This window comes from Microvirga mediterraneensis (assembly GCF_013520865.1).
Lineage (GTDB): Bacteria > Pseudomonadota > Alphaproteobacteria > Rhizobiales > Beijerinckiaceae > Microvirga > Microvirga mediterraneensis.
In genome coordinates this window covers 3,629,374-3,644,707 of sequence record NZ_JACDXJ010000001.1, presented here as the reverse complement: position 1 = coordinate 3,644,707, position 15,334 = coordinate 3,629,374, and the positions used below count along the sequence as shown (strand labels likewise).

The window sequence follows — 15,334 nt, the reverse complement described above, 5'->3', positions numbered from 1 at the left end:
GTCGATCAATAATTGGCGCGTAAGATGAGCGACGAAGATCGAGCGGATCGCTGCAACGTTGCAACCTGTGCCTTGAGGCGCATCCGCCTCCGTTGAGGAAGTTGACACTCCATGGCTTACGAGGGCGACACGCCGAAGAGCGCGGCCATCGACCGTTCCGACCGTTCCGGCCATATCGGATGGGTCCTGCTTCTGGCCGGCGTTCTGGTCGGCGCGACCCTGAGCCTGCGGTTCCTGGACATCGAACAGACACAGCCGCTGATCCTCGGACTTCTCGCCTTCTTCGCCATGGCGGGTGTCTTCTTCCTTTTCGCCATGGCCATCGGCGTCGTGCAGTTTTCCGGTCAGACGGCGCGAAACGATATCACCAAGCTCATGGCCGATACCTCCGGCGACGGTCTCGTGGTGATCGAGGACGATGGGCGCATCACCTACGCCAATGAATCCTACCTCTCGATCGCAGGATTGCAGGGTGGGGAAGTACGTCCCGTCGAGCGTCTGTTCATGGGCGCGCCCGAGGTCTCGGAGGCGATCTATCGGCTTGCCCAGGCGGCGCGCGAGCATCGCCCGGGCACGGAGGAAATCCGCCTCTCTCCCTCGTTGAGCGGCGCCCAGGAGTTCGGCTGGTATCGCGTACGCGTGCGCCCGGTGCCGCGTCCCAGCGGACGGCAGGCTGCGTTCTGGACCATCAGCGAGGTGACGCACGAGCGTGAGCGGCAGGAAAACGTCTTCCAGGAACTTCAGCACGCCATCGATTATCTCGACCACGCCCCGGCGGGATTCCTGTCGGTCGCTCCCGAGGGCTCGATCATCTACCTCAACGCGACACTTGCGTCTTGGCTCGATTACGATCTCGCCCAGGTCGGGTCCGGCGGGCTGAACCTCACCGATATCGTGCCTCGCGACGTGGTCTCGTTGATGACGTCGTTCTCCGGCGAGCCGGGCAGCGTTCGCACGGAAACCTTCGATCTCGACCTGCGCCGCCGCAACGGCCAGTTCCTGCCCGTGCGCCTGTATCACCGCATCGCCTTCGGGCAGGACGGGCGGATGGGGCCGTCCCGGACGCTCGTTCTCAACCGCTCGGCGGGAGGAGAGGTCGACGAGGGACAGCGGGCGGCGGAAGTGCGCTTCGCCCGTTTCTTCAACAACACGCCGATTGCCATCGCGACTGTCGACCGGTCCGGGCGGATCGTCCATGCCAACGCACCCTTCACCAAGTTGTTCGGCGCCTTGACCCGCATGGCGGAGAGCGGGGCCGCCGGAGCCTCGATTCTCGACAGTTTCCGCGAGCGCGGGCCGATCGAGGCCGCCCTCAAGGCGGCGGCGGAGAACCGGGGCGACATCCTGCCCCTGGAGCTTCAGACGGCTGGCGACAGCGGCGGCTCCGTCCGGATCTGGGTGACGCCCGTGGGCGATACGGGCGCAGACGGCGAGACGGCCATTCTCTATGCCCTCGACACCACCGATTTCCGCAAGGTGGAGGAGCAGCTCGCCCAGTCGCAGAAGATGAACGCCGTGGGCCAGCTGGCGGGGGGCGTCGCGCACGATTTCAACAACGTCCTGCAAGCGATCATCGGCTACAGCGACCTGCTGCTGGCCAATCACCGGCCGACCGATCCGTCCTTCCAGGACATCATGCAGATCAAGCAGAACGCCAACCGGGCCGCGAGCCTGGTGCGCCAGCTGCTCGCCTTCTCGCGCCGCCAGACCCTGCGGCCGGAGGTGCTGAACCTCAACGACCGGCTTTACGATCTTTCCATGCTGCTCAAGCGCCTGCTCGGGGAGCGGGTGGAGCTCGATCTCAGCCATGGCCGCGACCTGTGGTTCGTGAAGGCCGACGTGAACCAGTTCGAGCAGGTGGTGGTGAACCTCGCCGTCAATGCGCGCGACGCCATGCCCAATGGCGGCAAGCTCGCAATCCGTACGGCGAACATCTCGGCCGCAGAGGCCGCCCGGCTGAACGTGAGCGCCATGCCGCCGGCCGATTATGTGGTCGTCGAGGTGTCCGATACGGGATCGGGCATGACTCCGGATGTGGTGGAGAAGATCTTCGAGCCCTTCTTCACCACCAAGGAAGTGGGCAAGGGAACCGGCCTCGGCCTCTCCACCGTGTTCGGCATCGTCAAGCAGTCGGGCGGCTATATCGACGTGGATTCGAAACCCGGCGAAGGCACCACCTTCCGGATCTACCTGCCGCGCCATATCCCGGAGGTCCAGGAGGCTCCCGAAGAAGCCAAGGCCGATGCGCCCAAGAAGCCAGCCGCCGACATGACCGGGCAGGGGACCATCCTGCTCGTGGAGGACGAGGACCCGGTCCGCGCGGTCAATGCCCGGGCGCTCTCCGCCCGCGGCTACACGGTGCTGGAGGCCGCCTCCGGCATCGAGGCCATGGAGATCATCGAGGAGCGCGGCGCCCCGGTCGATCTCGTGGTGTCCGACGTTGTCATGCCGGAGATGGACGGCCCGACCCTGCTGCGCGAGTTGCGCAAGCTTTACCCCGACCTGAAAGTGATCTTCGTCTCCGGCTATGCCGAGGAAGCCTTCCGCAAGAACCTTCCCGAAGGTGAGGATTTCAACTTCCTCCCCAAGCCCTTCAGCCTGCGCCAGCTGGTCGAGACCGTGAAGCAGGCGATGGGGCGGTAGGCTCTCCGGTGTGCTGCGCCATTGCGCTAGTCGGCAATGATATGAGGGACGAAGCGAGATAGGTTCATTGTAATCGGTGAACTGTCTTCGCGAATGCCGATCCCGCACGCCGTATCGTCGACGATCCAGCTGCCGATCACCGCATAGCCTCCTTCAGGGCTTTGGAAAAGATCAGTGGCAGATTGCCGGATCCAGCCGCCCTCGCCATAGGGGCCATCGGAGGCCATCAGATCGATGCCACTGCGGTGCAGGGTTATGTTCGAGCCCTCGCGTGAGAAAAGCGGCTTCCGGACGTAATTCATCAGGGACGAGCTGCGCGGGTCGTCCTCGAAATATGCTTCCAGCAGATTAGGGTGCCCGCGGTGGCGCCCCCATAGCAGCGGCAGAATAGCCTTCGTAGAGAGCATTGCTTTCCAGGCAGGCTCGATCATCCGCGTGCCTGACGAAGGAATCTTGGGGCCGAACTCGTCCTCGAAGAACCACTCCCAAGGATAGAGATTCGACAGAACGTCAATGACAAGGTCATCAGTGTCGGTAAACCGATCTGCGGCATCGCAGCCGATCTGCGTGATGTCGATGAACTTCACCGCGTGTCCCCCTTGGCTGGCGCAGTCCATCATGTATGACAATGTGCCCGTATCCTCGACATCGCCGCCGTACCCGGCGAAATGCAGGATCGAGCGCTTGGGCAGACGATCATAGGCGGCGATCAGCCTCTCCTGGATTGAATTGAACTGATCGCAATCCGGAGAAATGATCCCCAAATCTTTGGCATCCTGCATCCAGAGCCACTGGAAGAAGGCGGTTTCGTAGAGGCTTGTCGGCGTGTCCGCATTGTATTCCAGAAGCTTCGCAGGACCCTCGCCCCTATAGGCTAAGTCGAAACGGCCGAAGATCGTCGGATCGCGTCGCCGCCACGACTCGGCGACATAGTCCCGGAATGCTTCCGGGATGCCCAACTGATCAAGGATTCCTTCGTCGCGTGAAGCCTCGTCCGCAAGCTCGAGGCACATGGCATGAAGCTCGGTGCTCGGGTCTTCGATGTCGCGCTCGATCTCGTCCAGCGTGAATGCGAAGCATGCGCTCTCGTCCCAGTAGAGCTGCCCATACATGTGGGTGAAGTGAAAGCCATAGGCCTTGGCCTTGGCTTCCCAATCCGGGCGCCGTGGAACGGTGAGCCTCCGCATCAGCCGCCGCCGAACGACGAGTGTCCACCAAAGCCGCCTCGCGAGACGGTCGCCGTCCTGACGTTAGGGCGGCTCGATGGAAACGTGGAGGTCCGCAATTCGGGAGCGGTCCAATAGTTTCCGGGATTCCTACGGGACTGGTAGAGGGGGGCGCCGCCATAGGATCGTCCACCGTAGAAATATCTGCCGCTACCGCCTCCTGTGCTGCCTTGGTTCTCACGCTCATCCCGCACGTTCTGACCGAGCATATAGCCTGCCATCATCGGTACGATGACGTTGCTGACGGTACCGTTGCTATCTCGTTTGAGCGTGCTGATGCATTGATCGACATCCACATTGGCCCGGCAGTCCTGCAGCGAGGCAAAGGTGGGGGCGGATTGTACGTGCTCGGCCAGTGCGGCTTCATAGGCTCCACGGCAGAGCGCTTCCGTGTTGCCGGCACCGACACATTCCGCCACGTTGGAAAAGCTCTTCTGGGGGGCTGAGCAGAACGAGAGGCCTGCTGCAGCGGCCCCTGTCATAAGGGTGAGCTTGAGGCCTGTAGAGCTTTTCATGGAGAGGTGCCTTGCCATTTCCGCTGAGGAGCTTGTCTCACGGGGTCATGCTTGCCGCATTGAGCATGCCAAAGGCCAAAGCGATCCCGCCGAGCAGGATACCGGCCGCGACATCGTTGGCGCTGATGCGCTTCGAGACATCGGGTACGAGAAGGCGTGTCGCGCCATAGGCGAGGATCTGCACGCAAGCTGCGATAGAGGCCCAGATAACGAAGTCGGCAAGGCTGGCGCTCCACCTCATCGCGGCGCTTAACGGGATCACATAGCCGATGATTGCACCCAGGAAGGCAGGTACGGCCGCCGTGCAGCCGGACCTGAGCAAGTGAAATTCCCGATGCGGGGTAATGAGCGTATAGACGGTGCCAAAAGCGCCGACCATGGCCAGGGCTGTCACAAGGTATATGGCAAAGGCAGAAAGCCCGGTCAGAGAGGACGCAAGCATCAGGTGTCTCCGGACAAGCGCCGCATCACGGTTGGGCGTGTCTTTTGATATATTATTCGTAGGGCTTTGGTTTGCAAAGTGATAGACAGGACAAACGGACCCATTCTCACCGCTCGCAAAGCTTGGCGCTTTCAGGAGGGATATTCCCTAAGTTGCTGTTTTAGAATGCTTCTTTAGTCGACGTGGAGGGATTATACAGCGCCTGGACAAGCCATAGATAAAATTGCAAATGGAACAAAAAAAGAACTTGCGGACAGGAACAAAGTGAGTACATATATTCTCTCAACACCGCGTTGAGATTCACTCTTCCTCCTGCCATAAGGATGTTAGGTCATGTCACAGTCCTCCCTGAGACTGGTGGAAAGCTCATCAATGGATAAAGACAAATCGAAAGCTCTCGACGCGGCGCTCTCTCAGATCGAGCGTGCCTTCGGCAAGGGCTCGATCATGCGGCTCGGCAAGGGCCAGCAGCCGGTGGAAATCGAGACCGTCTCGACGGGTTCGCTCGGCCTCGATATCGCGCTCGGCGTGGGCGGCCTGCCCCGCGGCCGCATCATCGAGATCTACGGGCCGGAATCATCGGGCAAGACCACGCTGGCTCTGCACACCATCGCCGAAGCCCAGAAGAAGGGCGGCGTCTGCGCCTTCGTGGACGCGGAACACGCGCTCGATCCCGTTTATGCCCGCAAGCTCGGCGTCAACCTGGACGATCTCCTGATCTCCCAGCCCGACACCGGCGAGCAGGCCCTCGAAATCGCCGATACCCTGGTGCGCTCCGGCGCGGTGGACGTGCTCGTCATCGACTCGGTGGCGGCGCTCACCCCGAAGGCCGAGCTCGACGGCGAGATGGGCGAGGTCCAGCCGGGCCTTCAGGCCCGTCTCATGAGCCAGGCCCTGCGCAAGCTCACCGGTTCGATCTCGCGCTCGAACACGATGGTGATCTTCATCAACCAGATCCGCATGAAGATCGGCGTCATGTACGGCTCGCCGGAAACGACGACGGGCGGCAACGCCCTGAAGTTCTACGCCTCCGTGCGCCTCGACATCCGCCGCGTCTCGACGCTTAAGGATCGCGACGACCCGATCGGCAACTCGGTGCGCGTGAAGGTCGTCAAGAACAAGGTCGCTCCGCCCTTCAAGCAGGTCGAGTTCGACATCATGTTCGGCGAGGGCGTGTCCAAGGTGGGCGAGCTCATCGATCTCGGCGTCAAGGCCGGCATCGTCGACAAGTCCGGCGCCTGGTTCTCCTACGACAGCCAGCGCCTTGGCCAGGGCCGCGAGAACGCCAAGCAGTTCCTGCGCGACAACCCGGAGGTTGCCGGCAAGATCGAGGCGCTCATCCGCCAGAACGCCGGCCTGCTCGCCGATCGCATCCTGGAGCAGGCGACTCCGACCGCCGACGACCTGGACGAGGGTTCCGCAGAGTAATGCATGGCCCGGATAAGTGGGATCCGGTTATCCGATAAGGCCATGCACGAAAGAAACTTCGCTCTCCTTCAAGGGCAAAGAGAGGCCGTCGCGAGAGATCGCGGCGGTCTTTTCATGTGAAGACTTTCGGGCTTACTGCGTCGTCACCCGCCAGACGGCATTGCCGAGATCGTCGGCGACCAGCAGGGCCCCGGTTCTGTCCATGGCCACGCCCACGGGACGGCCATGGACGCTGTCTTCTCCGGCGAGAAAGCCCGTCACCACGTCCTGCGCCTTGCCGCTCGGCTTGCCGTCCTGGAAAGGCACGTACACGACCTTGTAGCCGTTGAACCGGTCGCGGTCCCAGCTCCCGTGCTCGCCGATGAAGGCCCCGCCGCGATAGGAGTCCGGCAAGCCGGCGCCCGTATTGAACGCGAGGCCCAAGGGGGCGACGTGGGAGCTCAGGGCGTAATCCGGCGCGATGGCGCTCGCGACGAGATCCGGCCGCTGCGGCATCACGCGCGGGTCGACGTGCTGGCCGAAATAGCTGTAGGGCCAGCCGTAGAAAGCGCCCTCGCGGACGGAGGTCAGGTAGTCGGGAACGAGGTTGGGACCGAGTTCGTCGCGCTCGTTGGCGACGGCCCAGAGGACCTTGGTCTGCGGCTCGAAGGCCAGGCTCGTCGGGTTACGGATACCCCCGGCGAAGACCCGCGAGCGGCCCGATGCCCGGTCCACCTCCCACACGGCGGCGCGGTCCTTCTCCGCCTCCATGCCGTTCTCGGTGATGTTGCTGTTCGAGCCGACGCCCACGTAGAGCAGCGATCCGTCGGGACTGGCCGCGAGGGCTTTCGTCCAATGGTGGTTGATGGGCCCGCCGGGCAGGTCGGTCAGCTTGGTGCCCGGCTCCGTGATCTGCGTCTGACCTTCCGTATAGCGGTAGCGCATGATTGCATCGGTGTTGGCGACGTAGAGATCCTGACCGACGAGAACGACGCCGTAGGGCGAGTTGAGATGGTCGATGAAGATGGTCTTCATCTCGGGCACGCCGTCGCCGTTGGTGTCTCGCAGGAGGGTGATGCGGTTGCCGGCTTTCGTATCGCCATGGGCGTACGACATGATCCAGCCCATGATCAGGTCCTTGGGACGCGTGGTCGGTTCTGTGTCGGGGCCACCGGATTCGACCACCAGCACATCGCCGTTGGGCAGGGGATAGACGACGCGGGGATTGGCCAGATCCCGGGCCATGGCCTGGATCTTCAGGCCGGCGGCGACCTTCGGGGTCTCGTTCGCGCCCCAGCCTATGGGCTTTGCCAGGTGCATGGGCGGAAGGAGATATTGCTTTGGCGCGGGCAGGGCCGGATTCGGGCCGATCTGGCTCTGCGGGTCGAAGGTCTCCTCATCCTGGCAGCCGGCGAGAGCCAGCATGGAAACGCTTAGGAGGGCAATCCAGGCGGGAGCGGTGCGGGATGGGGCCATCATGACAGGACTCCCACCCGGTGGCGATAGACCATCGACCAGCCCAGCCACCCGGTCACGAGCATGAGGAGCACGACGACGGCGGAGAGGACGAGACCGGTCGGGACGACCGAGGTCCAGGCGTCGCGGCTGTGGACGAAGGCGTTGACGATGGACAGGCCCAGGACGAGCACGTTGCCGAGCATGTGGGGCCACGCGGGCGTCTGGGCCCGGATCGAGCGGCTGCTCAGGAAATCGATCAATCCCGCCAGGGCCGCCAAGCCCCCCATGAGGAGGCCGACGGTCAAAAGCCATGCGGAGAAGTTCGACCACATGATGTCGGCCGTCCGCCAGTAGACGATGTCCGTCACGAGCGCGCCGGTGAAGCAGACGATGGGGAAGGGGACAAGCATCGGATGGATCGGGTGGCCCGCAATGCTGGCCTTTGACGGAGGGTTACGTTCGCTCATCGCGGCCTGTCCTCGGTGTGGTCTCCGGAGTTGACGGCGGCAGGAGGCGAATGTTCCCGGGTCTCGCCCTTGCGATACGGGTCTCAAGGTCGCACTTTGGACGAAGCGCCACCTCGACAGGGAAAGCCGGGACGTCTAGAAACGGCCGAAACATGAGCATGAGGGGCGATTGGGCCCATTATTCCGAGCTAAGAGTTCCATGAGCGGCGTCAACGAAATCCGGTCGGCCTTCCTCGATTACTTTGCCAAGAACGGCCATGAGGTCGTGGCCTCGAGCCCCCTCGTGCCGCGCAACGATCCGACCCTGATGTTCACGAACGCCGGCATGGTGCAGTTCAAGAACGTCTTTACGGGAGCCGAGAAGCGCCCTTACAGCACGGCCGCGACGGCGCAGAAATGCGTGCGCGCGGGGGGCAAGCACAACGATCTCGACAATGTGGGCTATACGGCGCGCCACCACACCTTCTTCGAGATGCTCGGCAACTTCTCCTTCGGCGACTACTTCAAGGAGCGGGCCATCGAGCTCGCCTGGGGGCTGATCACCAAGGAATTCGACCTTCCCAAGGACAAGCTGCTGGTCACCGTCTACCATGACGACGACGAGGCAGCGAACCTCTGGAAGAAGATCGCCGGGTTCTCGGATTCCAAGATCATCCGCATCCCGACCTCGGACAATTTCTGGCAAATGGGCGATACCGGCCCCTGCGGCCCGTGCTCGGAAATCTTCATCGACCAGGGCGACAAGCTCTGGGGCGGACCTCCCGGCAGCCCCGAGGAGGACGGCGACCGGTTCCTCGAGTTCTGGAACCTCGTGTTCATGCAATACGAGCAGATCGAGCCCGGCAACCGCATCGGCCTGCCCAAGCCCTCCATCGACACGGGCATGGGACTCGAGCGCATCTCGGCGATCATGCAGGGCGTGACTTCGAACTACGACACGGACCTGTTCCGCACCCTGATCGAGGCGGTGGCCCATGCCACCGGCATGGCGCCCGAGGGCGAGCGCAAGGCATCGCATCGCGTGATCGCCGATCACCTGCGCACCTCCTGCTTCCTCGTGGCCGACGGCGTGCTGCCCTCGAACGAGGGCCGCGGTTACGTGCTGCGCCGCATCATGCGCCGCGCCATGCGCCACGCCCAGCTCCTCGGCGCCCGCGATCCGCTCATGTACCGCCTCGTGCCGGTGCTCGTGCGCGAGATGGGACAGGCCTATCCTGAGCTGATCCGTGCCGAGGCGCTGATCACCGAGACCCTGAAGCTGGAGGAAACCCGCTTCCGCAAGACCCTGGAGCGTGGCCTGTCGATCCTCGACGAGGAAAGCCGCGGCCTCGGCAAGGGCCAGAACCTCTCGGGCGAGACGGCCTTCACGCTCTACGACACCTACGGCTTCCCGCTCGACCTGACGCAGGACGCCCTGAAGCCCCGGGGCATCGGCGTCGACACGGACGCCTTCAACGCCGCGATGCAGCGCCAGCGTGAGATGGCGCGCGCCGCCTGGTCCGGATCGGGCGAGGCCGCAACGGAGACCGTGTGGTTCTCCGTCAAGGAGCGCACGGGCGCCACCGAGTTCCTGGGATACGACACAGAAAGTGCCGAGGGCATCGTCCTGGCGCTCCTGAAGGACGGCCAGGAGGTGACGGAGCTCAAGGCCGGCGAGACCGGGCTCGTGGTCCTCAACCAGACGCCGTTCTACGGCGAGTCTGGCGGTCAGGTCGGCGATACCGGCGTGATGCAGGGCGAGGGCGCGCGCGTCTTCGTGACCGGTACCGAGAAGAAGCTCGGCGACCTCTTCGTGCACCATGTCACCGTGGAGCATGGCTCCCTGAAGCTCAACCAGTCCCTGGAGCTGATCGTCGATCACGAGCGCCGCTCGGCCGTGCGGTCCAACCACTCGGCCACCCATCTCCTGCACGAGGCGCTGCGGCAGGTCCTCGGCGACCACGTGGCCCAGAAGGGCTCGCTGGTGGCCCCCGACCGCCTGCGCTTCGACTTCAGCCATCCCAAGCCCATCGAGGATCACGAGCTGAAGGAAGTAGAGGAGATCGCCAACAGGGTTCTGCTCCAGAACGAGCCGGTGGTCACCAAGCTCATGGCCGTGGACGAGGCCATCGAGTCGGGTGCCCGCGCGCTCTTCGGCGAGAAGTACGGCGACGAGGTCCGGGTCGTGTCCATGGGCAAGGGCGAGACCAACAGGGCCTTCTCGGTGGAGCTCTGCGGCGGTACGCATGTGGGCCGCACGGGCGATATCGGGGTCATCACCATCGTGGGCGAGGGTGCGGTTGCCGCAGGCGTCCGCCGCCTCGAAGCGATGACAGGCGATGCCGCCCGCCGCCACCTCGCGGACGAGAGCCGCAAGCTGCGCGAGGTCGCAAGCCTCCTCAAGACCCCGGTGGACGAGGTGTCCGCCCGCCTGTCGGCTCTGCTGGACGAGCGCCGCAAGCTGGGGCGCGAACTCGCCGAGGCCCGCCGCAAGATCGCCATGGGTGGCGGTGCCGCGAGCGGTGGCGATCCGGTCAAGGACGTGGCCGGCATCAAGCTGATGGCCCGCGCGGTCACCGGCGTCGAGATGAAGGACCTGAAGAGCCTCGCCGATGAGGGCAAGAAGCGCCTCGGCTCCGGGGTTGTGGCCATCGTGGGCGTGGCGGAGGACGGCAAGGCCGGCATCGTCGTCGGCGTGACCGAGGATCTGACCGCGAAGGTCGACGCGGTCGCCCTCGTGCGGGTCGGCTCGGAAAAGCTCGGCGGCAAGGGCGGCGGCGGTCGCCGTGACATGGCCCAGGCCGGCGGCCCCGACGGGGCGCAGGCCGAAGCGGCTCTCGCCGCCATCGAAGCAGCGCTCTCCGACGCCGCATGAGGTCAGGCGCCGTGTCGAGGGTTCATCCACACCCGACGCGGCGCAGGATCTACGAAATCCTTGAACGTGGCAGCGCGAACGACCCCGTCGTTCGCGCTGTTCATTTTTGCCTGATCCTCCTGATCGGCGTGAATGTCACGGCCGTCGTCCTCGAGAGCGTCCCGTCGATCGGGCAGGGCTACGGTCCTTTTTTCTTCGCCATCGAGATCGTCAGGGGGTTCATCTCCACGGTCGAATACAGGGCACGCCTCTGGTGCGCGCCGGAAGACCCGCCGTTCCAGCACATGAGGCCGTGGCGGGCGCGCCTGCGATGGGCCCTGCACCCGCAATCCATCGTCGATCTCCTGGCAATCCTGCCCTTCTATCTGGCCTATTGGGATGTCGAAAGCCTGCGCACCCTCCTGCTGCTGCGGCTGTTCCGGTTCTTCAAGCTCGCACGCTATTCGCCGGGTCTCGCGAGCCTTGCCGAAGCCATCTACGCGGAACGGAGGGCGCTGGTCGCCTGCGGGGTCATACTGATCGGCGCGATGCTCCTCGCGGCCTCGGCAATGAACCTCGCCGAGCGGGAGGTGCAGCCTGACACGTTCGGCACGATCCCGGAGGCGATGTACTGGGCCATCGTGACCCTCACCACGGTGGGCTACGGCGACGCCGTGCCCGTGACGCCAATCGGACGGGTGATTGCAGCCGTGACGGCCGTCATGGGTCTCATCATGCTGGCCCTGCCGGTCGGCATCGTGGCGAGCGCCTTTTCGCGGGAGATCCATCGGCGGGACTTCGTGGTGACCTGGAGCATGGTGGCCCGCGTGCCGCTCTTCGCCGATCTCAACGCGCACGAAATTGGCACCGTGATGCAATGTCTCCGGTCACGCAGCTGTCGGCCGGGGGAGGTCATCGTCCGCAAGGGCGAGGAGGCTCATTCCATGTATCTGATCGCCTCCGGCGACGTGGAGGTGGTGCTGCCGGGCGAACACGTGAGACTCGGACCGGGCGACTTCTTCGGCGAGATGGCGATCCTGCGTCGCCGCCGCCGCTCCGCCACCGTGAAGGCATCGACCCATTGCCGGCTGCTCGTCCTCGATGCGGACGACCTTCATGAGCTCCTGGAGGCGAACCCGTCCATCGCGGCGCATCTCCACAATGTCGCCCAGGCGCGCGGGAGCAGGAAGAGCTCGTAGCGAGGCCTCTCTCGGCCTCAATCGTGGTCGGGATGCTGGCGCGAGGCCATCTTCCTCAAATCCTCCGGGCTCGCATAATCCTCCGTCCGCTGGCCGGGCAGGGTGTGCAGCATCGCGAAGGCGGGGAGCTTGCTCTCCAGGCCGTACTGGATTTCCGGCGTGACCCGGCCTGGCTCGTCAAGGCTGCCGATCGACACGGTGATGCGATCCTGCTCCACATAGGAGAAGGTCAGCGGCGTGCCGCAATCACGGCAGAAGCCCCGCTCCACCGCCTCCGAACTCTTGAAGGTCCCAGGCTGCCCCTTGGTCCAGACCAGATCCCCGCGCGGAACGCCGGTGAGCGCGGAGAAGTAATTGCCGAAAGCCTTCTGGCACATGCGGCAATGACAGATGCTGGCATGGGTCGGCTCGGATAGGAGCGCGTAGCGAACCGCGCCGCACTGGCAGCCTCCGGTCAGGGTGGGCTTGAAGTCTGGCATGATCTTCTTCCTCCTCCGATAGATTATGATGGCGGCGTCCAGGCGTATTCCCGCAAGGCAAACCAGAGCCCGCCGGGATCTTCGTCCTTGGCACCGTTCGCCAGCCACTCGCGTACGACGTTGTCGATGATCTCTCCGGGCGTGGAACCGTATTGCCGCTGCACGATCCACTCGTGCTCGCCGTCAAGTCCGCCGCCGACCACCGGCACCGCGCCGCGCGAGAGAAGCTCGGCGATGCAGCGGCGCACGAAATCGGTCAGCGCCTCGCCTTCGAATCCGAAACCGAACCGTCCCTGGGGCACGATCTGCCACATGCCGACCGCGTCGACAGGCAATTCGTTGGCGACCTGCTTGATGTATTCGCTCAGCGTTTCACCGGAGCGCCATTCACGTGGTTCGTCGGTCATTTCTGATGTACCTTATCGTCAGGTATGACGATTGAGTGGACGCTACCGACAAAGAAATTAGCCACCGTCAGCGCCCCTGATAAAGTCAATCGTCGCCCCAGTGAGCTTGGATCTGCTGGAACAGAAGCTCAACATTATCTTCGACCGCTTCCGTGCCTTTGAAGATGCTGAACTCGATGTGATCGTCGAAGAAGTCCAGTTCGATGCGTGCGCCGACGAGCGTGAACGAGACCATGATAGTATCGTCGCGGACATGATCCAGCCGATAGTAGATCTTTTCTCGATCAAGGTAATTCAGGAAGGGTATCAAATCTTTGATGCCACTTAACGTCATCATTGTTCCTCACTTTCGGTATTCGTCTCGCCCGAGAATCTTGAGGCATGTCCTAGCGGCGGAATCCCCACCTTTTGCCGCTTTCATTACGTCTTCAATCGTCAATCCAAGGAATTGACTCGGAAGCACAGAGCGGATTTTGCCTTTGCAGTGCGCCGAAACAAAATCCTGAACCCTCATGCCAAGCTGGTTTCGCTCAAAACCGCCAGCAAGCGTGATGCCGGACGAATTCTCCGACGCAGTTCGAGGTTTTTCTGAAGGATGCGCCGGCGCTCCATCTGTCTCGCCCACCCATCGTCCGCCATTGGGACTTCCAGCCGGAACGCGTGGTTGGCTCGGGTTGAAGCGCTTGAGCGCGAGTGCGATGCGGAGGCTCCGGGGTTCTAGCTGCGCGATGGAGAAGGCTCTTCGGGCGCCGAGCCATTCGCGGTGAGAGGAAGGTGATAAGGACATAAACTATCCAGCAGTTCTCAAATATGGATATATTCTTAGAACAAAGTAGCAACATTATCAAGCTTGCTGCGGCGTCCCGTGTAACAAAAAAGCCCGGCATGAAGCCGGGCTCTGGATCGGTCGCTGTCTTTCGTTCGTCATGGCCGGGATAAGGCCCAGCCATGACGGGCGAATGGGTTTTACGCCGCCATCGCTTTCTTGAGGTTCTCGTCGATCTTGTCGAGGAAGCCTGTGGTGGAGAGCCACTTCTGCTCGGCGCCGACCAGGAGGGCGAGGTCCTTGGTCATGAAGCCGGCTTCCACCGTGTCGACGCAGACCTTCTCAAGGGTCGAGGCGAAGCGGGCGAGATCCGCGTTGTCGTCGAGCTTGGCGCGGTGCGCCAGGCCGCGGGTCCAGGCGAAGATCGACGCGATGGAGTTCGTCGAGGTCTCCTTGCCCTTCTGGTGCTCGCGGTAGTGGCGGGTCACGGTGCCGTGGGCGGCTTCCGCCTCCACGGTCTGGCCGTCCGGCGTCATCAGCACGGAGGTCATCAGGCCGAGCGAGCCGAAGCCCTGCGCGACCGTGTCGGACTGCACGTCGCCGTCGTAGTTCTTGCACGCCCACACATAGCCGCCCGACCACTTGAGCGCCGAGGCCACCATGTCGTCGATCAGGCGGTGCTCGTAGGTGATGCCGGCGGCGTCGAACTTCGTCTTGAACTCGTTCTGGTAGACTTCCTCGAAGATGTCCTTGAAGCGGCCGTCATAGGCCTTGAGGATGGTGTTCTTCGTGGAGAGATAGACCGGGTACTTGCGCATCAGGCCGTAGTTCATGGACGCGCGGGCGAACTCGCGGATCGACTCGTCCAGGTTGTACATCGCCATGGCGACGCCGGCGCCCGGGAACTTGAACACTTCCTTCTCGATGACCGTGCCGTCCTCGCCCTCGAACTTAATCGTCATGCGGCCCTTGCCGGGCACCTTGAAGTCCGTGGCGCGGTACTGGTCGCCGAAGGCATGGCGGCCGACGATGATCGGCTGGGTCCAGCCAGGCACGAGGCGCGGAACGTTCTTGCAGATGATGGGCTCGCGGAAGATCACGCCGCCCAGGATGTTGCGGATCGTGCCGTTGGGCGACTTCCACATTTCCTTGAGGTTGAACTCCTTCACGCGGGCCTCGTCCGGCGTGATGGTGGCGCATTTCACGCCGACGCCGTACTTCTTGATCGCCTCGGCGGCCTCGACGGTGACCTTGTCGTTGGTGGCGTCGCGGTGCTCGACGCCCAGGTCGTAGTACTTCAGGTCGATGTCGAGATAGGGGTGGATCAGCTTCTCTTTGATGAAGTGCCAGATAATGCGGGTCATCTCGTCGCCGTCGAGCTCGACGACCGGATTGGCAACCTTGATCTTCGCCATGATCTCACCTTGCGCTTTAGGGCTGAAACGGTCCTGCCGTGCGGCAGGATGGTTGCGGGGGCTATAGCGCGGTTATG

General features: G+C 63.4%; 13 protein-coding genes. 4 read left to right on the top strand and 9 right to left on the bottom strand.

Going from position 1 to position 15,334, the window contains the following annotated elements:
• Positions 1-111 precede the first annotated feature (111 nt).
• On the top strand, positions 112-2,643 hold the full coding sequence (gene cckA / locus H0S73_RS17360) for a cell cycle histidine kinase CckA (RefSeq protein WP_181053315.1): 2,532 nt from the start codon (positions 112-114) through the stop codon (positions 2,641-2,643).
• Between the two features lie 26 nt (positions 2,644-2,669).
• Here the strand turns inward: cckA and H0S73_RS17355 are convergent, their stop codons facing one another.
• Genes H0S73_RS17355 through H0S73_RS17345 form a run of 3 tightly spaced genes read right to left on the bottom strand, consistent with a single transcriptional unit; the run spans position 2,670 to position 4,826 of the window.
• On the bottom strand, positions 2,670-3,830 hold the full coding sequence (locus H0S73_RS17355; RefSeq protein ID WP_181053314.1) for a glutathionylspermidine synthase family protein: 1,161 nt from the start codon (positions 3,828-3,830) through the stop codon (positions 2,670-2,672).
• The gene (locus H0S73_RS17350; RefSeq protein WP_181053313.1) at positions 3,830-4,384 is read right to left on the bottom strand and encodes a DUF1190 domain-containing protein; all 555 of its coding nucleotides are present in this window, start codon (positions 4,382-4,384) and stop codon (positions 3,830-3,832) included. Before H0S73_RS17350 ends, H0S73_RS17355 begins: the two co-directional genes overlap by 1 nt.
• A gap of 37 nt (positions 4,385-4,421) precedes the next feature.
• Positions 4,422-4,826, bottom strand: a complete 405-nt coding sequence (locus tag H0S73_RS17345; RefSeq protein WP_181053312.1) for a DUF350 domain-containing protein — start codon at positions 4,824-4,826, stop codon at positions 4,422-4,424.
• A 333-nt stretch (positions 4,827-5,159) separates the two neighbouring features.
• On the opposite strand from H0S73_RS17345, the gene recA reads away from it, so the two are divergent.
• Positions 5,160-6,254: a recombinase RecA gene (gene recA / locus H0S73_RS17340; RefSeq protein WP_009489491.1), complete on the top strand. Its 1,095-nt coding sequence runs from the start codon at positions 5,160-5,162 to the stop codon at positions 6,252-6,254.
• A 132-nt stretch (positions 6,255-6,386) separates the two neighbouring features.
• Here recA and H0S73_RS17335 read toward each other — a convergent pair whose 3' ends face one another.
• Positions 6,387-7,712, bottom strand: a complete 1,326-nt coding sequence (locus H0S73_RS17335) for a PQQ-dependent sugar dehydrogenase (RefSeq protein ID WP_181053311.1) — start codon at positions 7,710-7,712, stop codon at positions 6,387-6,389.
• Positions 7,709-8,158, bottom strand: coding sequence for a DUF2231 domain-containing protein (locus H0S73_RS17330; RefSeq protein WP_181053310.1), 450 nt, complete (start codon positions 8,156-8,158; stop codon positions 7,709-7,711). The genes H0S73_RS17335 and H0S73_RS17330 overlap by 4 nt, the downstream gene beginning before the upstream one ends.
• A gap of 199 nt (positions 8,159-8,357) precedes the next feature.
• Between H0S73_RS17330 and alaS the strand changes: the two genes are divergently transcribed.
• Together alaS and H0S73_RS17320 are read left to right on the top strand one after the other, a co-directional pair.
• The gene (gene alaS, locus H0S73_RS17325) at positions 8,358-11,012 is read left to right on the top strand and encodes an alanine--tRNA ligase (RefSeq protein ID WP_181053309.1); all 2,655 of its coding nucleotides are present in this window, start codon (positions 8,358-8,360) and stop codon (positions 11,010-11,012) included.
• Between the two features lie 11 nt (positions 11,013-11,023).
• Positions 11,024-12,190, top strand: a complete 1,167-nt coding sequence (locus tag H0S73_RS17320) for an ion transporter (RefSeq protein WP_181053308.1) — start codon at positions 11,024-11,026, stop codon at positions 12,188-12,190.
• 17 nt (positions 12,191-12,207) lie between these two features.
• On the opposite strand, the gene H0S73_RS17315 is transcribed toward H0S73_RS17320, so the two are convergent.
• From H0S73_RS17315 to H0S73_RS17300, 4 genes are all read right to left on the bottom strand, one after another.
• Complete coding sequence (locus H0S73_RS17315; protein ID WP_181053307.1) at positions 12,208-12,669, bottom strand: GFA family protein; 462 nt, start codon at positions 12,667-12,669, stop codon at positions 12,208-12,210.
• Positions 12,670-12,692: 23 nt separating this feature from the next.
• Positions 12,693-13,076, bottom strand: a complete 384-nt coding sequence (locus H0S73_RS17310; RefSeq protein WP_181053306.1) for a hypothetical protein — start codon at positions 13,074-13,076, stop codon at positions 12,693-12,695.
• 85 nt (positions 13,077-13,161) lie between these two features.
• On the bottom strand, positions 13,162-13,413 hold the full coding sequence (locus H0S73_RS17305; RefSeq protein ID WP_246389029.1) for a hypothetical protein: 252 nt from the start codon (positions 13,411-13,413) through the stop codon (positions 13,162-13,164).
• Positions 13,414-14,042: 629 nt separating this feature from the next.
• The gene (locus tag H0S73_RS17300; protein WP_181053305.1) at positions 14,043-15,257 is read right to left on the bottom strand and encodes an NADP-dependent isocitrate dehydrogenase; all 1,215 of its coding nucleotides are present in this window, start codon (positions 15,255-15,257) and stop codon (positions 14,043-14,045) included.
• Positions 15,258-15,334: the final 77 nt, after the last annotated feature.